The sequence below is a fragment of the Rhizobium sp. 01L419 genome, from assembly GCF_056400025.1.
In genome coordinates this window covers 1-19,421 of sequence record NZ_JBFTSM010000029.1, presented here as the reverse complement: position 1 = coordinate 19,421, position 19,421 = coordinate 1, and the positions used below count along the sequence as shown (strand labels likewise).

The following is a 19,421-nucleotide window of genomic DNA, read 5'->3' as shown; positions in this document are numbered from 1 at the left end:
GCATGGACAAATCGGTGACGACGTCTCCTGCGGCCGGCTATTCTGCCGGGAGACATAGCGAATGATCAGGCTGGCAGTATTTCTTCTAGCTTTCCTCGTCGTGACCTCGGCGGCGGCGCAAACCGCGCCACCACCGCCCCAGCAGAAGATTGACCAGCTGATAGGCCTGCTGCAGGATCCCGAGATCCAAACCTGGCTGGAAAGTCGCAAGAAGGAGCAGGACGCAACAGCCGCAGCAGCCCAGCCATCAGGCTTTGCGACCTGGGAAGCGCGGCTGCGCTCGCGCATCGATGGTATTCTTGCTGCAGTTCCGCGTATCCCCTCCGAAATGTCCCAGGGCGCCGCACGTGCTCGCCAGGATGCCGTCTCACACGGATATGCACCGATCTTCCTGATTTTTGCGGGCTTGGTCGCGGTAGGTGCGGCCGCCGAATGGCTCTTCAGGCGCGCCCGGTCCCCGTCGATCGGCCCGGTCGCCCGCCTTCTTCCGGTCGCGGTTTTCACCGTGGTCGTCGCAATCATATTCTTCGCCGTTGAATGGCCGCCACTCGCCCGGCTGGTTCTCCTCGCCTATCTGGTTGCCTTCATCGCCTACCGCGTCGCCGCTGTCTTGATTAACCTCGTGGAAAGCAACCGCCCCTCGCTCGCCATCCGCGCCCAGCTTTTTGTCGGCATTGCATTGTTTGCCGCGGCAACCGCGACGCTCGGCGCACCGCTAGGCGTCGATCGGGCCGTCACGGAGGCCATCTCCTACTGCTTCTCGGTTCTTCTGTTGGCGCTCGCGATCGAAACAGTCTGGTCGGCATTGGCCCAATCCATTTTCATAAAGGCAGGCCTCACCGGCTTCCTCGCTCTGTTGTGGATCCTCTGGTGCCTTGATCTGCAAGGCCTTTTCTGGCTCGGCGTCTATGCCCTTGTCCTGCCGGGTTTGTTGCGTGCCACGGGCACGGCAGCGGCAACGCTCACGACGGCGCCGTCAGAAAGCCCCAGGAGCATATTGCTCGTCCGCGGCAGCCGGGCAATCATCATTGCGCTCGCCGTCGGCTGGCTGGCTCTCGTCTGGCGCCTTAGTCCCGATTCCCTCGCAAATCAGAATGCGACGTTGGCTGCCGTCCTCTATGGATTGCTGAAAGGCGTTATCGTGCTGCTGATTGCCGATCTCCTCTGGCAGCTTGCCAAGGGCTGGATCGACCGCAGCATTGCGACCTCGGCAGACGCGACCGGCCTCGCCCCTGCCGAAGTGGCGAAACGTGCGCGATTCCGGACATTGCTGCCGATTTTCCGGAATGCGCTCGCCGTCATGGTGGCGGTCATGGCCGGCCTGATCGTGCTGGCGCAGCTCGGAGTCGAAATCGGGCCGCTGATCGCCGGCGCGGGCATCTTCGGGGTGGCCATCGGCTTCGGCTCGCAGACCCTCGTCAAGGACGTCATCAGCGGCGTTTTCTACATGCTCGATGATGCCTTCCGTGTCGGCGAATATATTCAGGCGAAAAACTACAAGGGAACGGTGGAAGGCTTCAGCCTGCGCTCGGTGCGGCTGCGCCACCATCGCGGCCCCGTCTTCACCGTACCGTTCGGAGAGCTTGGCGCTGTGGAAAACATGAGCCGCGACTGGGTGATCGACAAGTTCCGTATCTCGGTCGCCTACAACACCGACATCAACAAGGCCCGCAAGATCACCAAGACGATCGGCGCGGAGTTGAAAGAAGATGCCGAGGTCGGCCCGCTTTTCATCGAACCGCTCAAGATGAAGGGTGTCGAGGAATTCGGCGACTACGGTATCGTCCTGAGCTTCGCCATGACGACGGTGCCCGGCATGCAGACCTATATCCGCCGCAAGGCCTATGCCATGATCCGCGAAGCCTTCCAGAACAACGGCATCGAATTCGCCCAGCCGATGGTGCAGGTCGGCGGCGACGACAAGAACGGTGCCGCAGCTGCCGCAACCACGCTACGCACCGCCCAGCAGGCGAAGGCCGCCGGTAGCGCGGAGGGCTGAGAGGCGGCCGGGCGCAGAACAGGACACCGGTATCCACATTATGCACGGCAACCCTGGCAACGTATTTGTCTCTACGTCCGGCTCGGCCCGATCACAAAACCACTGCGGTTTTTGTGACAGCAGCGCGCAATTCTAATCCGCCTCGACAAGATACCGCGTCAGTTCCGCTGCAGACATTTCGCGCGCGAGGCTTGCCGCCTGACCGGCCCACATATTGCTGAAATCCGATCTGCTTTCCTTCTCGGTCACCGCCCTCAGCGGCGCAAGCGCCCCGCCTGCGGTCGGGAATGCCGGCGCAGCTTTGGCCAGCGGCCCGATCTCGCGCATGATGCGGTTGACGATTCCCCGTGCCGGGCGACCGGTGAAGATGTTGGTGACGGCCGTATTGTCATCCCGCGCCGACTTCAACGCTTCACGATGAAACGCGGTAACCTTGGCTTCCGGCGTAAACAGATAGGCCGTGCCTACCTGAACGGCGGATGCACCGAGCACGAAGGCGGCACGAACCCCGCGCCGATCGCTGATACCACCCGCAGCAATGACCGGCACCGAAACGGCATCGACAATCTGCGGCACGAGCGCCATCGTGCCGACCTGTGTCGCCATGTCATCGCTTAGGAAATTGCCGCGGTGCCCGCCGGCTTCCAGCCCCATGGCGATGATGGCATCGACGCCACGTTCGGCAAGCCAGCGTGCCTCTGCGACCGTCGTTGCCGAAGCTGTGATCTTTGCACCGGTCTGTCGCACGCGCTCCAGCAGTTCCGGCCCCGGCAGGCCGAAATGGAAGCTGACGACTTCCGGCCGATAGCTTTCGACGAGGCCACAATAATTGTCGTCGAAGGGTGCCCTTCCTGCCGCCGGAACTGGTGCTGCAGGATCGAGCCCAAGCTCGACATAATAGGGCGCAAGAGCGGTGCGCCACGCCATCAGGGCAACGGGATCTGCCGCTGGATTGGCGTGTGCGAAGAAATTCATGTTGATCGGCTTTGAAGTCGCCGAGCGGATCTGATCGAGCGACGCTTTCGTCTGTTCGATCGTCAGCAGCGCGGCGGGAAGCGAACCGAGGCCGCCAGCTTCACTGGCCGCGATCACCATTTCAGGCGTAGTCGCACCCGCCATCGGTGCCTGAATAATAGGAAGCTCGATCCCGAAGAGGTCGACGATACGATTGTCCTGCCAGTTGCCCATCACACGATACTCCATGCGTTCCGCTTGATCATAAAGCGAGTGGCGGCCTTGCGGGCCGCCACGACACTATTTCTGTTTTGCTGCTTTTTCTGCAAGCTGCTTGCGATATTGAGGCACAGGCAGACCGCCGACGCCCCAGCTTTCCATTTCGATCTCGTCGATGACGACGAAGGTGCTGTCATGTGGCTTGCCCAGGATATCGAAGAGCAGATCGCTGACACCCTTAATCAGAGCGGCCTTCTGCTCCGCCGTCGTGCTTGTCGCACCCGGAGCCGTGCCTTCACGCGTCACTTTGATATTCACATAAGGCATTGTCGTTCTCCTTGAGGACGGGCGCTATCGAGCGCCCCGCCCATTGCCTCCTGCTGCAGCAATTACCAACGGCCGGCGTGCTGGCCGCCATCGACATTCAACGTCTCGCCGGTGACAAAGCCGGCACGCTCCAGATAGAGCACGGCATCGACGACTTCGCTCACCTCGCCCAACCGGCCGACCGGATGCAGGGCGCTGAGGAAAGCGTGCGTTTCGGGCGCATGCATCGGCGTCCTGATGATACCAGGCGCCACCGCATTTACGCGAATGCCGCTCTTGGCATATTCGATGGCAAGCCCACGGGTGACGGCGTCGAGACCGCCTTTGGTCAGCGTCGCCAGACCCGAGGGAACATCGGCGATGGGCTGATCCACAAGGGCCGTCGTGATCTGAACGATGTGACCATGGCCCTGCTTCAGCATCTGGGCAATGGCAAATTGCGTGATGTGGAAGAAGCCGGCAACGTTGACATTGATGACGTTGTTGAAGTCTTCGACTGTGTAGTCGGTGAACGGCTTGCCGATGAAGATACCGGCATTGTTGATCAGCGTATCGACGCGACCGAAACGCTCGATGGCCGTCTTAACGACCTGTTCGGCCACGCCACGCTCGCCAATGCTGCCGGGTACTGCGACAATGCCTGCATCGGACGAAGGCTGGATGTTGCGGGAGTTGGCGACGATAACATAGCCTTCCTTGCGATAGGCTTCGACGATGCCTGCGCCGATGCCCTGCGAGGCACCGGTAACGATTGCGACTTTCTGTTCATTGCTCATGGTATCTCTCCTTGGAAGATGGCGCTTTGCGCCGTGTTTGAGAGGTGATCAAGCCGTCAGGTCGACGGCGAGCGGTTTACCTTTTTCGAAGAGCTTCAGGCGCTCCTCGAGGTTGAAGACCGAGAAGGTATGTGCGAGCTGGTCCTGCGTTTCGCGGAAATGCACCCAGCCTTCGTTATGCGCGGATACGAGGAGCGCGTTCGGGAAGGCATGCGCCGCCTCCAGAGCATCCTCGCTGCCCATCGTCACATGGAAGCGCCCACGGGGCTCGGCAGCGCCCGTAAACAGCAGCACGACTTTGGGAGAAAAGAGCCGCGCGACCTCGGCCGTGCCCTCGTACCAGACCGTGTCACCGGTCACGTACAGAAGGTCGCCCGGCTTTTCACGGCCGAGGGCAAAGCCGACGACATCGCCGGAAATCGGCTCGATACCGACGGGGCCGTGGCGGGCGGGCGTTGCAGTGACCAGCAACTTCTCACCGTCGGCGCCTTCCAGCGTGACGGTTTCGAAGGGAGCAAGGCCAAGGGCATTGCCGCCCAGGCGCTCCGCTCCAGCCCTCGTCGTGAAGGTGGTGCCAACGGCAGGAAGCATCGCCCGGCCTGCACTGTCGAGATTGTCGAAGTGCTGGTCGTGGCTCAAAAGAACCGCGTCCAGCCGGCCGATGTCTTCGACCGACAAGGCAGGGCCGGACGTCTTTTCGAAACGGACGGGCGTTTCCTTGTAGAGACCCGGCGGGTCGAAGGTCGGATCGGTGAGGAGCCGGAGCGTGCCATATTCGATCAGCACGGTCGGCCCGCCGATAAGCGTGAGATTAAGATGGGAAGAGGTCATGTCGGCAACCTTTCTGTTTCGAGGTCGCCTTCTGTTTAGTCCCGTTCCTTTCTGCGAAAAATTCGCTATTCTTTGCCAATGGCTGATAAAAAACGCACAGAGCCAGACTGGCAGGATATCAGGGTCTTCCTCGCATTAGGACGGCACGGCAGCCTGTCAGCCGCGGCTCGCACATTGCGCGTCAACCATGCAACGATCGCTCGACGGCTTCATTCACTGGAGGAAACGCTCGGCGAAAAACTGGTCGAGCGTCGCCCGGACGGCTATGTGCTGACCCCCGCCGGAACCCGTGCGCTCACCGCGGCAAGCGACATGGAAGCCTCAGTCCAGACGCTCGGGCGTGGCTGGAAGGATGACACGCCGAAAGGCCTGGTACGCGTCAACGCGTCGCCCGCGCTCTCGCAAGGCTTCCTGATCCCCCGTCTGGCGGAAATCACCAAACAATATCCGGGCCTCGATATCGACCTTGCGACCGACCTGCGCACCATAAGCCTCGAACGCCACGAGGCCGACATCGCCATACGCCTGACAAAGCCGCAGGACGGCGATCTCATTGCCAAACAGCTTGCGACGATCGGATACGGATTTTACGGAACGCAGGAGGTCTGCCGGCAGGTCGAAATCGGCGCGGAACCCGTCTTTGTCGGATTTGACGAGGTGAACGGGTATGTGCCCGAGGCAATCTGGCTGGCGCGTCAGTTCCCGCAGGCCCGCGTGTCTTTCCGTGCCAACAATCAGGTTTCCCAGGCGATGGCTGCCAAGTCAGGCGCCGGTCTGGCGCTGCTACCAAATTATATCGGCCGCACGGAAAGAGGCCTCTACCCTTGCCCGCTCGAGCCCGTCCCGCCACCGCGGGAAGTCTGGCTTCTCACCCGACGCCAGCACCGCAAGGATCTGCCGATCCGGACCGTTGCTGAATACCTGACGAAGATATTCGCGACGGAACGTGCCTTGTTCGAGGCATAAAACCCCAAGTTTACATCCGGAACAGGCTTTCTCAGAAGGACAGGTCGAGAACGCGACCCTCGAACAGACGGTCCCGTGAGCCCTCGAGATGCGCCCGCATCAGGTCACGAGCATGCTCTGCCTTGCCCTCGGCGATCGCTTTATAGATTTCGTTATGCTCCTGGAACACCTGCTCCAGGCCCGGCCGTGGACCAAGCAGCGAAAGCCCGTGCAGATGCATGCCGACGGCGATATGTGCTTTCAGCGCATCCATGGAGGCCGTGTAATAGTGATTGTTGGCCGCCTCGGTGACGGCGCGGTGGAAGACGAAATCGGCATCCACCCGGTGCAATTGATGGCTGGTTGCTTCGCGCAGATCCGCAAGGGCTGCGGCGATCTTCTGGATCGCAGCATCGTCGCGGCGCTTGGCGGCAAAATAGGCGGCAGCCGGCTCGATCGTGAGGCGAAATTCGTAGCAGCGCTGGATATCGGCAATCGTCTTGACCGGCGAATAGGCAAGCTGCGCTGTCGGCGAGCCATGCGCGCTGACGAAAGTACCGGCCCCCTGCCTTGCATAGACAATCCCCTGCTCTCTGAGACGCGCCAACGCATCGCGCACGATGGGCCGCGAAACGCCGAGCAGAGAGGCAAGTTCATGTTCACCCGGAAGCCGTGAATCCGGCGGATAATTGCCGGCGCGGATGCGCTCCATCAACTGATCGAAGACACGGTCGACCAGCTTCACAGCCTTGCCGCGCTCCGGCCGGGCTGCAGGCGTCGCCTCCGGATTCACCGATCCGCCATTCGCTTCATCCACTCTCATTCTCCCTGCTGGCATACGTTACGCCGCCTGATTCCGAACGATCAGTCTTAGCAAACTATCGGAATTGCCGAAGCCCCCCGACTTGACGGCGCACCGGAATTGCCGCCCGTTGATATCCTTAACGTCGAACCAGGGAACGCCGGCCTCGATTTCACCCTTCGGCAACAAGACTGTGACACCCAGTTCCCGGAAAACGGCAAGCGCAGTATCACCGCCACCAACCATGATCATGTCAGGTTTCGTATCATCTATGACCGATTTGACGCCCTTCGCGAAGCGAGAGGCGACAAGCGCGGCATCATTCTTCATCTCGCCCGTGCAGCGCAGCATCGCTGGCAGTGCCAGCCCCTCGCCGCTCTCGACCGCGCCCATTGGCGCATCAACGACGATGCGAAGCGCATGGGAAGCTTCGAGACGATCCATTTGCACGACCGTGATCGGATCGCGAGAGCCGAAGGCAAAGAGCGTCTTCCGCGTCGCGAGAAACTCCGGCGTGAGCCGTGCGGCCTCGCCGAGCCGGCGCGCCAGTGCGGAACCCAGACCGCGAGCGCCGACGGCAAGCGTCGAAAGCCAGTCATTCTCGGCAACCACTAAGTCGAGATCGGCATCGTCCTCGGCATCGGCGACCGATACTTCGCGGGCAAATCCGGCAAAGAGGTCGGCAATCGGTAACGGATGCTCAACGCCGCGCCCGACCACGCAACCGCGATAGGTGATGCGCTCCTGATCAGGAATGGCAGGCGCCATGAGAATAGTCTTGAGACCCAGCACGTCGGCCAGCGCAATGCTTTCGGCCGCAACATTGCCCTTCAGCCGGGAGTCGATTTTCTTCATGAAAATGGCGGACCCGGCAGCGCGCAGGGTCTCGGCGACAGCCCGCACGCGCGCAGCCGCTTCCTCCTCCGGCAGGCCGCGCGAGGCGGTATTGACCACCACGACTTCGGCACCGGTTTCAAGCGCCTTGCCGGCCGCTTCGACATCGATCGCCACAGCGACTGACAGCCCTGCCTCTACAAAGGGCGTACCCGTATCGAGAGAGCCGGTCAGATCGTCGGCAATGATGGCGACTTTCAATGTCATGAGTCCTGCCCCGGATTGACGGCATGGCAGGCGACGAGATGGCCGGGTTTTGCTTCCTTCCATTCGGGAATGACCTTGCCGCAAACCTCCATGGCGATCGGGCAACGCGTATGGAAACGGCAGCCCGTCGGCGGGTTCAGCGGACTCGGTACATCGCCTTGCAGGATCTGGCGCTTTCGGGTGCGCTCTAGCTCCGGATCGGTCTCGGGGACAGCCGAAAGCAGCGCTTGCGTATAGGGATGCAACGGGTTGTCGAAGAGTTCTTCGCGCGTTGCCAACTCGGCCAGACGGCCGAGATACATGACGCCGACGCGGGTGCTGATATGGCGAACGACTGCCAGGTCATGGGCGATGAACAGGTAGGTCAGGCCGTATTTTTCCTGCAGGTCGAGTAACAGGTTGATGATCTGCGCCTGGATCGACACGTCGAGTGCCGAGATCGCCTCGTCGCAAACGATGAATTTCGGCTGGCAGGCAAGCGCACGGGCAATGACGACACGCTGCCGCTGGCCGCCCGAGAGCTCGTGAGGGTAGCGCTGGGCAAAGCGTGTCGGCAGGCCGACATCGGTCAACAAAGCTGCGACCTTGTCCTTGAGCTGAGCCCTGGTGGCAAGCTTGTGGAAGAGGATCGGCTCGCCAATCGCCTCGCCCACCGTCATGCGCGGGTTCAGTGTCGAATAGGGATCCTGAAAGACGATCTGCAGGTCGCGGCGGAAGGGCCGCATCTGCTTTTCGTCCAGCGTCGCAAGGTCCTGGCCCTTGTAGACCACCTTGCCGCTCGTCGCCTTGTAGAGATTGAGAATGGTGAAACCGGTCGTCGACTTGCCGCAGCCGGATTCGCCGACGAGGCTAAGCGTCTCGCCTTCCATGATCTCGAGATTGACGTTGTCGAGTGCATAGACGGTCGCCGAGCGTTCGCCGAAGGCACCGAGCTTGACGTGGAAATGCTTGACGAGGTTTTCGACCTTCAAGAGCGGTTGAGCACCCATCACGCGGCCTCCTGCATTCTCTGGACGACGAAACAAGCTGCACGATGGGCGCTGTTGCCGGAAATCGGCTCCAGGCGCGGCACGCGCTCATGACAGACGGCTTCGGCCAGCGGGCAGCGCGGCGCAAAGGGGCAACCCTTCGGACGGCGGCCGGGCTCCGGTGGCGTGCCGCCGATCGAGGACAACCGGCTCGTCGGCGCATCCGAAAGCTTCGGGATCGAGGAGAGCAGACCGCGTGTATAGGGGTGGCTCGGACGCGCATAAAGCTCGTCCACCGGCGCATCTTCCACGACCGTGCCGGCATAGAGCACGGCGACGCGATCGACGAGACCGGCGATCAGCGCGAGGTCATGGGTGATCCAGACCACGGACATGCCGAGCTTGGAACGCAGATCCTTCACGAGGTCGACGATCTGCGCCTGGATCGTCACGTCGAGCGCGGTTGTCGGCTCATCTGCGATCAAAAGCTTCGGATTGCAGGCAAGGCCGATCGCGATCATCACACGCTGGCGCATGCCGCCGGACAGCTCGTGCGGATAGGCCATCAGCCGCTCTTCCGGCCCCGGAATGCCCACGAGGCGCAGAAGCTCGACGGCGCGAACCCGTGCCTCTTTCCTGGACATGTTGCGGTGATAGATCAGTGGCTCGCAGATCTGGTCGCCGATCCGCATGACCGGATTGAGCGAGGTCATCGGATCCTGGAAGACGAAGCCGACATCGCCTCCTCGCACCTTGCGCAGTTCGCTATTGGACATCTTCTGCAGGTCGCGGCCGTCGAATTTGGCCGTGCCCTTCGTCACCTTGATCTTGTTTGGTAAGAGCCGCATCAGGCTCAACATTGTCAGGCTCTTGCCGCAGCCGGATTCACCGACGACGCCGAGCGTTTCGCCCTTGTTGACGTAGAGGTCGATGCCATCGACGACGACGGCGGGGCCGCGGCGCGTGTCGATCTCGATGGTGAGATCCTTTACGTCCAGCAGGCGTTCACTGGTGGTTGCGTTCATCACTTGCTGCCCCGCGGATTGAGTGCGTCGTTGAGGCCATCGCCAAGGAAGCTGAAGGCCACCGAGGCAAGACCGAGCACGGCCGCCGGAGCGGCGAGGAGATGCGGATAATGCTGCCAGACGCGCAGGCCGTCAGAGATCATGTTGCCCCAGCTCGGCGTGGGCGGATTGACGCCGACGCCGAGGAAGCTGAAGGCGCTCTCCAGCACCATCGTCGTACCAAGGCCGGCGCTGACGGAAACGATCAGCGGTCCGAGCGCATTCGGCACGATATAGCGCATGATAACGATCCAGTTGGAAAGACCGAGCGCCTGCGCCGCCATGACATAGGGACGATTGCGGATCGACAGCACCTGGGCGCGGACGAGGCGCGCATAAGGCGGCCAGGAGATCAGGGCCATCGAGCCAAAGACAAGGAGGAAGTCCACCCAGACCGTCTGTCGATAAAAGGGATTGAGGGTCGCGAGATACTGCGCCTCCATCCATTTGGTGATCGGCGTCTTCAGCGATGCATTGATGACGACGACGAGCAGCAGGTTCGGCACCGACATCGTCACATCGGTCAGCCACATGATCGCCCGGTCGTAGGGGTTGCCGAAGAAGCCGGCGACGGCGCCGAGCAGAAGGCCGATCATAACCGCGATGACAGTGACGATGACGGAAACGAGGAAGGCCGTGCGCGTCCCGAACACGATACGGCTGAAGACGTCGCGACCGAGATCATCAGTACCGAAGAAATGCGCCAGCGACGGCGGCGCATTGCGCGAGGCGAGATCCTGGCTGAGATAGTCGTAGGGCGTCAGATACGGGCCGAAGATTGCCGTGAAGGCAAGGATCACGATCACGATCAGGCCGAAGATTGCAAGCTTGTTGCGCTTCAGGCGATGCCAAGCGTCGCGCCACAGATTGACGGGCGGTTCCTCGGCCGTGTCGATCGTCGAGAGAGGAATAGCGGACATGATCAGCGGCTCCTTCTTGAATCATTGGCTCGCGGATCGAGCAGCGGATAGAGCACATCGACCAGCAGGTTCGACGCCATGACCAGGAAGGATCCGATCAGGGTGATCGCCAGAATGACGGGATAATCGGAATTGATGAGCGCCTGCACGGTCAATCGGCCAAGACCCGGCAGGCCGAAGACGAGCTCGACAAAGATGGCGCCGTTGACGATCGTGATCATGATGAGGCCGAGCTGCGTGACGACAGGCGTCAGCACCGGGCGCAGGATATGCTTCAAGGCGACCACGATCTCCGGCACGCCCTTGGCACGCGCGGTGCGGACGAAATCTTCAGACAGCACCTCGATGACGGCGGCGCGCGTCTGGCGCACGATCAGTGCGATCGGCTGGAAAGAAAGGACGATGAGCGGCAGGATGATGCGCATGTCGAAGACGCCGCCCCATCCATAGGGCACCTTGATCATCGGCAGAAGCACGATCAGCGCCACCATCAGCAGGGGGCCTGCGACATAGGCCGGGATCGCCCAGAGGAAAAGGGCCGTACCGAGGATCGTGTAGTCCACGCGATTGTTCTGGTTGAGGGCAGCGATCATCCCGAGCGGAATCGCGACGACAGCCGTCAGGATGATGGAACAGAGCGCAAGCTGAAAGGAAACCGGCGCGGCCGCCGAAACCATCGCCCAGACGGAGCGGCCCGATGTCAGCGAATTGCCGAACTGCCCATGCAGCAGGTTCCAGACGTAGAGGCCGAACTGCTCGATAAAGGGCTTGTTGAGACCCGCACTTTCACGGATCGCCTCGATACGCTGCGGATTATAGGCGACGTCACCAGGCGCGCGAAGGAAGATCAGCTTGATCGGGTCGCCGGCACCATAGAAAGCCATCGCGTAGACGGCCATCATCACGACCAGGACCGACGGAATCCAGATGGCGAACCGCGTGAGCACATAGCGTAGCAAGGCCACCTCCCATTCTTTCCCGGCGCATTCCCGCGGGAGGCCGCAGCCGCCGGTTCTTCTTGAAATAGTGTGCGAAGGCCTTTCGGCCTTCGCACCGCTGCTTTGGCCGCATCATGCGGCCCTGCTATCGGCGTTAGCCGATGGAAACATCCCAGGGAGCCACAACCTGCCAGTCGAGGTTCTTTTCCATGGCCTTGACCTCCTTGGTGGCCCAGCGCGACATCGCCTGAGAATACCACGGAAGGAAGGCCCAGTCGTCGCGGAAGGCCTTCTGGGCTTCCTGCGCGAGCTTCACGCGATCCGGATCATCGACAGCCTTGGTCGCGGCTTCCGCAAGCAGGCTGTCCACCTTGTCGTTCTTGTATCCGCCAAGCTTGTTCTGGGCGTTCGACGAAGTGGAGGCGATGGAGCCGGCGAGATAGGAGACCGCATCGGGAACACGCGTGCCGACGTCATCGCGGAAGATCTGCACCGCGTTCTGGTCCGGACCGGCATAGGCGTCCTGCTGCGGCTTCATATCGACGGCGGTGATGCCGAGGTTCTGGCGCCACTGCTCGGCGATGAACTGGGCAGCCGCCTGGATCGCCGGGCCAGAAATGCCGACGAACAGCAGCTTTGGAAGACGCTCGGGACCGCCATAGCTCGATTCAGCCAGCAGCTTCTTGGCCGCTGCGGGATCATACGGATAGGGTTCGAAGCCGGAATTATCTGCACCCGGAACAGAGTTCAGGATCTGGTCAGCCTTCTTGTGAGGACCATCCGGATAGGAAGCCTTGAACAAACCGTCGCGATCGACCGCCATGATCAGCGCCTGACGAACCTTTGGGTCATCCATCGGTGCGCGCGACGTGTTGAACCAGAAATGCTGGCTGGTCGGGATCAGCGGACCGGCAGAAAATTCCGGACCGAGGTCCTGGATGATCGTCGAGGTGACGAGCTCGGTGTGAGCATTGTACTCACCGGACTTGATCAGCGAGGTCGCAGTCACGTTGTCTTCGATCGAGCTGATCTCGATGCGAGCGAGCTTCGGCTTCGGTCCGAAAAACTTCTCGTTCGGCTCGAAGGTCAGCGTGCCGGCATCGATATCGAGGGCGGTCAGCTTGAAGGGGCCGGAATAGACGGCGTTGCTGTCAGGCTTGTACCAATCGGCCACTTCCTCACCATCGCTGCCGCGCGACTGGGCGGCTTTGGTGATCGGTACGATGTGGTTGGCAAGGCGCATGAAGAAGATCGGATCTGCTTCCGTCAGCGTGCAGACAACCGTCGATTCATCAGGCGTTGTTACGCCGGTCAGCTCGTTCGCCGAGCCGGCAGAGATTTCCTTGTAGCCCTGCACCTTGCTCAGCAACTGGTCGACGCGCTGGTTCTTCGTATTGGGCATGGAAGAAACTTCCCAGGAGCCCTTAATATCGGCCGCGGTGATCTTGCTGCCATCGGAGAAGACTGCCTTCGGATCGATCTTGAACGTCCAGACCTTCTTGTCCGGCGAATCCCAGCTCGTGAAGACGTAAGGCTGGATCTTGCCGTCGGCGTCGAAATACATCGGCGACGYCCACCAGAATGAATTCCAGCGGAAGGTTCGACCGCCGCCGCGCAGCGGCGACCAGTCCTGGTCGAAGGCGGGATTGATGGCCTTGAGGACCTGGCCATCCTGCGCCAGGACGATGCGTGCGCTCGCGCCGAAGAGCGAGAAGCCGACGCCGGCCGCGAGCCCCAGCTTCAGGGCGCTGCGGCGGGAAATCTGCGAAGAGTTTTGGTCGTTGCGAATTGTCATTTGCTCCTCCGTGGCAAATAGCGCGCCTTTCGAAAGACCTCCCCGAACCTGCGCGATATGCCGCCGACATTTGCGCGATAATGTAAATCTGTCAATGGAAAATAACGGGATAAGCATCAAAACGGAAATGCGAAAATATTTAATATGCAAAATCAATTGGTTAAAAAATGATACCTCAGGTTTTCAAATTTGTAAGATTGACAACTGTGATGCGTTGGGATGAATACGACAGTGTAGGAACGTGCCGGGAAGGCCCGGTCTGACGAGGAGGATACCTTGAGCAATCACAAGATTACAGGCGTCTACAGCGCCGCAACCACCCCTCTCAATACCGACGGCAGCCCCGATCTCGGCCTCTTCACAGAACATTGCCAGAGGCTGATCGAAGAAGGCTGTCACGGCGTTGCGCTGCTTGGAACGACGGGCGAAGCCAACTCCTTCTCCTCCACCGAACGCCGTATGATCCTCGAAGCCGCGTTGAAAGCCGGTATTCCGGCCGACAAATTGCTGCCTGGCACCGGTGTCGTCGCCATTCCCGAGACGGTCGAACTGACGAAGCATGCGCTCTCGCTCGGTGTCACCAAGGTGGTCATGCTGCCGCCCTTCTATTACAAGGGCGTGTCCGATGAGGGCCTGTTCGCAGCCTACGCACAGGTTCTGGAGAAGATCGGCGATAGCAGCCTGCAGGTGATCCTCTATCACATCCCGCAGGTTTCGGGCGTTCCACTCTCCATTCCGTTGATCAGTCGGCTGGTCGAAGCCTTCCCAGAAACCGTGGTCGGCATCAAGGAATCTGCCGGCGATTTCAATAATATGCAGGCGATCATCGCAGCCTGCCCGGGCTTCTCGGTACTTTGCGGCGCCGACCCGTTGCTGCTGCCCCTCCTGAAAGCCGGCGGCGCCGGCTGCATCACCGCCACCTCGAACCTCGTCGCAAATTCGCTGCGCACGGTTTACGACCATGTCCATGACGAGACGAAGAGCACCGAAGTCGACGCTGCACAGGCCCGCATCAATGCCTTCCGCACGCTGTCGAATTCCTATGTCCAGATCCCGACAATCAAGGCCATGGTCGGCCTGAAGACCGGCAACGCCGGCTGGCGGCGCACGCGCGCGCCGTTGGTGCCGCTCAATGATGCTGAATATGCAGCACTCGCCGAAGGCTACGCAAAGTTGCCGTAACGGAGGAAACCATGCAATCGACAGGTTTGAAACCCGAGGAAGTTCCTGCACTGATGGACGGCATGCTCAGGGCAAACACTGCCCGGACTGGCCGCTTTGACGCCTATCTGCCCTCCCCCTGCATCCAGAACCATGCTGCCAATCTCGCGTTTCTGGCGGACGGCACGCTCACCTGCGTCTGGTTCGGCGGCACGATGGAAGGCATGGGCGACATCTCCGTTTACATGTCGCGGCTGACACCCGGAGCGGACCGCTGGTCCGAACCGGAAAAAATGTCGGACGATCCGGCGAAATCCGAACAAAACCCGTTAGTTTTCAACGCACCGGACGGCCGCGTCTGGCTGCTCTACACCTCGCAGACATCAGGTGATCAAGACGGTGCAGTTGTCAAATGTCGGATTTCCGAAGATGGCGGCAAGAGCTTTGCTGCGCCTACCATCCTCTGCGATCTGCCCGGCACTTTCGTGCGCCAGCCCGTTATCGTCAACGGCAAAGGTGACTGGCTGCTTCCGGTCTTCCGCTGCATCAGCCTGCCTGGCCAGCGCTGGAGCGGCGATGCCGACACGGCAGGCGTATTGATCTCTCGTGATGCCGGGAGAAGCTGGCAAATGAGGGAGATAGAAGGCAGCCTCGGCGCCGTGCACATGAATATCGTGCCCCTCGATGACGACAGGATGATCGCCTTCTTTCGGGATCGTTTCTCGGAGAATATTCGTGCCTCACTATCCGCCGATCAGGGTGAGAGTTGGAGCGTGCCGGAGCAGACCAATCTACCCAACAACAATTCCTCAATCCAGGCCATAGGCTTGAAAGATCGAAGAATTGCAATGGTTTACAATCATAGCAGTGCTGCTACATCGGATGCGCGGCGTCAGTCGCTCTATGACGAGATCGACAGCGACAAGGCGCCCGTCGCTGAAACGCCCGACACGACGGCGAGAAAAGCCGTCTGGGGTGTCCCGCGCGCGCCACTCAGCCTCGCCATTTCCGTTGATGAAAACGGCAGTTTTGAGCGCAAAATCGATCTCGACACCGGCGACGGCTACTGCCTGAGCAACAATTCGAAGGATATGATCAACCGTGAGTTCTCCTATCCCTCGATAATAGAGGGACCGGACGGCGCCCTTCACGTGGCCTACACTTACTATCGGCGCGCCATCAAATATGTGCGCCTTCCACTGGAATCAATTGTTTAGCGGCCAGCACGATAGCGGCAGCGCAAGGAACGGCCGAATGCGCAAAATCAGTCGGCCGTTCCTTGCGCTCATATTTTACAAATGTGCGATAGTTGATTGACAAGTTCCGTCGCCCGGACAGATGGATTGCGCAAATGAAATTTATTTATTTTATTCAATAAGATATGAGTTTTTTGATCGCCAAGGATTAATGCAGAAGTCCCCTAACGGACCGAAAAACGATAAAGATCTCTATTCATTCTTGCCATAAATCGCCAGACAGGATAACAACTTTACATCATTGACGGTCAGTTTCCGTCGCACATCGGAGAGGACCGCATATGGTCAGTTTGGATTCACCTATAACCGTTGTCCGGCCACACCTGATCGAATTCGGTCTCGGAACCGCGGGAAAGCTGGGCGCCTGGGCGGCCGGCAAGGGCTATTCCCGAACGCTGGTCATTTCCGATGCCTTCAATGCAGCGCGCATCGAGGCGCTGCAGCTGAAGGGTGATGTTTCGGTCTTCTCGGACGTCACGCCCGAGCCGGATATTGCCAATCTCGACAAGGTGCTCGCCGCGGCAGAGACCGCACAGGCGGATCTCATCGTCGGCTTCGGCGGTGGCAGCGCTATGGATTTAGCGAAGCTCGCTGCCGTACTCGCCGGCTCGGTGCAGACGCTTCGCGAAGTCGTCGGTCCGAACAAGGTTCAGGGACCGCGGAAAGTAGCGCTCGCCCAGGTGCCGACCACATCGGGCACGGGCAGCGAAGCCGGCATTCGCGCGCTGGTCACCGATCCCGACACCAAGGCGAAATTAGCGGTCGAGAGCCTTCACATGCTCGCCGATATCGCCGTCATCGACCCGTCGCTGACCTTCTCCGTTCCAGCCCGCACCACCGCCGCAACCGGTGTCGATGCCATGGCGCATTGCGTCGAGGCCTTCACCAATCGCAAGGCGCACCCGATGATCGACATTTATGCGATCGAGGGAACGCGGCTCGTCGGCAAATATCTCGCGCGTGCCGTGCGCGACGGTTCGGATGCCGAAGCGCGTGCCGGTCTTTCGCTGGCCTCGCTCTATGGCGGCTTCTGCCTCGGCCCGGTCAATACGGCGGGTGGCCATGCATTGGCCTATCCACTTGGCACCCGCTGGCACGTCGCCCATGGCGCAGCCAACGCACTGATCTTCCCGCATGTTCTTGCCTTCAATACGCCGGCCGTGCCGGAAAAGACGAAAGCGGTGATGGAAGCGCTCGGCTATAGCACATCCGATACCGTCAAGTCGGTCTTTGACGCCGCCTACGCCTTCTGCGCGGAGCTCGGCATCGAGATGACTCTTTCGGGCCTGGGCGTACCCGAAAACGATCTCGACGCCATGGCTGACGACGCTTTCGCCATCCGCAGGCTCCTGGACAACAACCCACGCGACTTGACGCGCACTGACATACGTTCGATCTACGAAGCGGCCTATTGAGGCAGGGCTTTCAAGAGGAATTTGACTGATGGACATAAATGCAAAAGTCGCAGTAACCCTCGGTGATCCTGCTGGTGTTGGCCCCGAAGTGATCGTCAAGGCGCTGGCTGCATTGCCGGCGGCCGAACGTCGGGATTTCGTCATCGTTGGCAACACGGAAGCGCTGGAACGGGCCGCACGTGCGACCGACGTCAGCCTCGCTTTCGGCCCCTCCGCCTCCGAGGATGGGAATACCATCGCCGTGGATGAGGTTTCGCTCGACGCCCCCCTCCCCGAGATCGGCAAGGTCAGCCCGGTCGCCGGCGACGCGTCCGTTCGCTATATCGCTCGAGCCGTCGATCTCGCAATGTCGAAGGAGGCCGACGTCATTGTCACGGCGCCGATCAACAAGGAAGCCATGAACCTTGCCGGTCACCATTATGACGGCCATACCGGCCTCCTCGCGCACCTGACCGGTTCCAAGAGCTCCTTCATGCTGCTCGCCTCCGAGCGGCTGAACACCATCCACGTCTCGACCCATATCTCGCTGAAGGGCGCGATCGAGCGGGCCAAGACCGAGCGCGTGCTGGCAACGATCGAAGCCGGCCACAATCACTTCATGCGCCTCGGCAAGAAGGCCCGCATCGCCGTCGCTGGCCTCAACCCACATTGCGGCGAAAACGGCCTCTTCGGAACCGAGGACACGGAATTCCTGGCGCCTGCGGTCGAGCTCGCACAGGCCAAGGGCATCGACGTGGTCGGCCCGATCTCCGCCGACACGGTCTTCGCCCGCGCCTATAACGGCGCCTTTGACCTGGTGATCGCCCAATATCACGACCAGGGCCATATCCCGATCAAGCTGGTCGCCTTCGAGACTGCGGTCAACGTCTCCTTGGGCTTGCCGATCGACCGCGTCTCGGTCGACCATGGCACCGCTTTCGACATCGCCGGAACCGGCAGAGCCAACCACGTCAACATGCTCTCGGCCATCGCCTATGCGCGACTGATGGCAAGATCGCCGCGGAAGGCTGCAGCGCTGGCGTCTTGAGTAAATCGCCTCAGACCGAAACTTCAACCTTGTATCCACAAACAAAAAGCCCGCTTTCGAAGCGGGCTTTTTGTTTGTGGAGTGAAGGCTGGCCGCTGTTTATCGATAATAGGGGAATCTCCGCTCATCCGCGCCGCGCAGTATCGCCACCGTCGCGCGCGGCGCAAACATTGCTATCAACAACGACTTCCCCGATCACGCTCTTATCCACGGAATAGTAGGTGCGACGTATTTTCATATCGAGAGACATCAGAACCTTAAACCCGACAGCCTCGCACACGTCGGCGGCATTTACTTCTCGCCAGTTTTCGCTCGCAAATGTCGAAACCTCTGAGATCTCATAGCGAGATGCCATGATATGATCAGTGTAATCGACACAGTAGAAATATTTCGAGTGCATAAAAAAAGAAATACAATGAGCGTTTCATCCTAAATGGATGTCCTATCAACGATACGCCAAGTCCGGGTGATATCACTGAAATGGTCCAAGAAATAAGAAACGAAACGAATGCGTTAGCTGTCAATAATTGATACGAAGTGCTTCCAGTCCACCAATCATCTACCTATGATTGCAATGCAGCCGATACAGCGTTCGGGAGCAAGGGGACATGATAGATAAAAGTCATAATCACACTCATCCACAGGCGACTGATGTCCCTTGCCTTTTTACCGGCCGCTGACGATGCGTTTTGCCCTGCGCTAGAACGTCGAAAGGCCCGCAGGTTTTGACCATGCGGGCTTTTTGATTGTTAGCTCGATATGGAAGATTGGTTGCGGGGGCAGGATTTGAACCTGCGGCCTTCAGGTTATGAGCCTGACGAGCTACCGGGCTGCTCCACCCCGCGTTATCCAGGCGACGCTAGCGTCGTCCGTCCAGGTATTTTGCCTATTGGCAAAATGCCGATTTGCACAAATCACAAATC

General features: G+C 60.2%; 18 protein-coding genes and 1 tRNA gene. 6 read left to right on the top strand and 13 right to left on the bottom strand.

All coding sequences use genetic code 11. The features are described from left to right. Window positions 1-61 precede the first annotated feature (61 nt). Complete coding sequence (locus tag AC1DUP_RS34280; RefSeq protein ID WP_113311913.1) at window positions 62-1,999, top strand: mechanosensitive ion channel family protein; 1,938 nt, start codon at window positions 62-64, stop codon at window positions 1,997-1,999. 132 nt (window positions 2,000-2,131) lie between these two features. Here the strand turns inward: AC1DUP_RS34280 and AC1DUP_RS34275 are convergent, their stop codons facing one another. The 4 genes from AC1DUP_RS34275 to AC1DUP_RS34260 form a co-directional block, all read right to left on the bottom strand. Beyond that, window positions 2,132-3,187, bottom strand: a complete 1,056-nt coding sequence (locus tag AC1DUP_RS34275; protein ID WP_477836996.1) for an NAD(P)H-dependent flavin oxidoreductase — start codon at window positions 3,185-3,187, stop codon at window positions 2,132-2,134. A gap of 66 nt (window positions 3,188-3,253) precedes the next feature. Next, the gene (locus tag AC1DUP_RS34270; RefSeq protein WP_477836961.1) at window positions 3,254-3,499 is read right to left on the bottom strand and encodes a tautomerase family protein; all 246 of its coding nucleotides are present in this window, start codon (window positions 3,497-3,499) and stop codon (window positions 3,254-3,256) included. 62 nt (window positions 3,500-3,561) lie between these two features. Continuing rightward, entirely contained in the window at window positions 3,562-4,275 is a 714-nt protein-coding gene (locus AC1DUP_RS34265) for an SDR family NAD(P)-dependent oxidoreductase (RefSeq protein WP_477836959.1), read from the bottom strand. Between the two features lie 48 nt (window positions 4,276-4,323). Next, window positions 4,324-5,106, bottom strand: coding sequence for an MBL fold metallo-hydrolase (locus AC1DUP_RS34260; protein ID WP_113299928.1), 783 nt, complete (start codon window positions 5,104-5,106; stop codon window positions 4,324-4,326). Window positions 5,107-5,184: 78 nt separating this feature from the next. Here AC1DUP_RS34260 and AC1DUP_RS34255 point away from each other — a divergent pair, with 78 nt between their 5' ends. Beyond that, window positions 5,185-6,072, top strand: coding sequence for a LysR family transcriptional regulator (locus AC1DUP_RS34255; RefSeq protein WP_113311909.1), 888 nt, complete (start codon window positions 5,185-5,187; stop codon window positions 6,070-6,072). Window positions 6,073-6,103: 31 nt separating this feature from the next. Here AC1DUP_RS34255 and AC1DUP_RS34250 read toward each other — a convergent pair whose 3' ends face one another. The 7 genes from AC1DUP_RS34250 to AC1DUP_RS34220 all read right to left on the bottom strand — a co-directional run bounded on the left by AC1DUP_RS34250 (window position 6,104) and on the right by AC1DUP_RS34220 (window position 13,639). After that, window positions 6,104-6,868: a FadR/GntR family transcriptional regulator gene (locus AC1DUP_RS34250; protein ID WP_477836957.1), complete on the bottom strand. Its 765-nt coding sequence runs from the start codon at window positions 6,866-6,868 to the stop codon at window positions 6,104-6,106. A 24-nt stretch (window positions 6,869-6,892) separates the two neighbouring features. Next, window positions 6,893-7,954 (bottom strand): four-carbon acid sugar kinase family protein, encoded by a 1,062-nt coding sequence (locus AC1DUP_RS34245; protein WP_477836955.1) that lies wholly within the window; start codon window positions 7,952-7,954, stop codon window positions 6,893-6,895. Beyond that, window positions 7,951-8,943 (bottom strand): ABC transporter ATP-binding protein, encoded by a 993-nt coding sequence (locus AC1DUP_RS34240; protein ID WP_477836953.1) that lies wholly within the window; start codon window positions 8,941-8,943, stop codon window positions 7,951-7,953. The genes AC1DUP_RS34245 and AC1DUP_RS34240 overlap by 4 nt, the downstream gene beginning before the upstream one ends. After that, complete coding sequence (locus AC1DUP_RS34235; RefSeq protein ID WP_113299933.1) at window positions 8,943-9,947, bottom strand: ABC transporter ATP-binding protein; 1,005 nt, start codon at window positions 9,945-9,947, stop codon at window positions 8,943-8,945. The genes AC1DUP_RS34240 and AC1DUP_RS34235 overlap by 1 nt, the downstream gene beginning before the upstream one ends. Further along, the gene (locus AC1DUP_RS34230) at window positions 9,947-10,906 is read right to left on the bottom strand and encodes an ABC transporter permease (protein WP_477836950.1); all 960 of its coding nucleotides are present in this window, start codon (window positions 10,904-10,906) and stop codon (window positions 9,947-9,949) included. The genes AC1DUP_RS34235 and AC1DUP_RS34230 overlap by 1 nt, the downstream gene beginning before the upstream one ends. 2 nt (window positions 10,907-10,908) lie before the next feature. After that, on the bottom strand, window positions 10,909-11,865 hold the full coding sequence (locus AC1DUP_RS34225; protein WP_113299946.1) for an ABC transporter permease: 957 nt from the start codon (window positions 11,863-11,865) through the stop codon (window positions 10,909-10,911). Between the two features lie 133 nt (window positions 11,866-11,998). Continuing rightward, window positions 11,999-13,639 (bottom strand): ABC transporter substrate-binding protein, encoded by a 1,641-nt coding sequence (locus AC1DUP_RS34220; protein ID WP_477836948.1) that lies wholly within the window; start codon window positions 13,637-13,639, stop codon window positions 11,999-12,001. Between the two features lie 276 nt (window positions 13,640-13,915). Here AC1DUP_RS34220 and AC1DUP_RS34215 point away from each other — a divergent pair, with 276 nt between their 5' ends. The 4 genes from AC1DUP_RS34215 (at window position 13,916) to pdxA (ending at window position 18,498) form a co-directional block, all read left to right on the top strand. Then, window positions 13,916-14,821: a dihydrodipicolinate synthase family protein gene (locus AC1DUP_RS34215; RefSeq protein WP_477836946.1), complete on the top strand. Its 906-nt coding sequence runs from the start codon at window positions 13,916-13,918 to the stop codon at window positions 14,819-14,821. Between the two features lie 11 nt (window positions 14,822-14,832). Further along, a complete protein-coding gene (locus AC1DUP_RS34210; RefSeq protein WP_477836944.1) occupies window positions 14,833-16,017 on the top strand; it encodes a sialidase family protein in 1,185 nt (394 codons plus the stop codon). Window positions 16,018-16,337: 320 nt separating this feature from the next. Then, on the top strand, window positions 16,338-17,471 hold the full coding sequence (locus AC1DUP_RS34205; RefSeq protein WP_113311902.1) for an iron-containing alcohol dehydrogenase: 1,134 nt from the start codon (window positions 16,338-16,340) through the stop codon (window positions 17,469-17,471). Between the two features lie 28 nt (window positions 17,472-17,499). Next, window positions 17,500-18,498, top strand: coding sequence for a 4-hydroxythreonine-4-phosphate dehydrogenase PdxA (gene pdxA / locus AC1DUP_RS34200; RefSeq protein ID WP_477836942.1), 999 nt, complete (start codon window positions 17,500-17,502; stop codon window positions 18,496-18,498). Between the two features lie 124 nt (window positions 18,499-18,622). Here pdxA and AC1DUP_RS34195 read toward each other — a convergent pair whose 3' ends face one another. Continuing rightward, a complete protein-coding gene (locus AC1DUP_RS34195; RefSeq protein WP_477836940.1) occupies window positions 18,623-18,853 on the bottom strand; it encodes a hypothetical protein in 231 nt (76 codons plus the stop codon). A 413-nt stretch (window positions 18,854-19,266) separates the two neighbouring features. Continuing rightward, a tRNA-Met gene (locus tag AC1DUP_RS34190) sits at window positions 19,267-19,343 on the bottom strand. Window positions 19,344-19,421 lie beyond the last annotated feature (78 nt).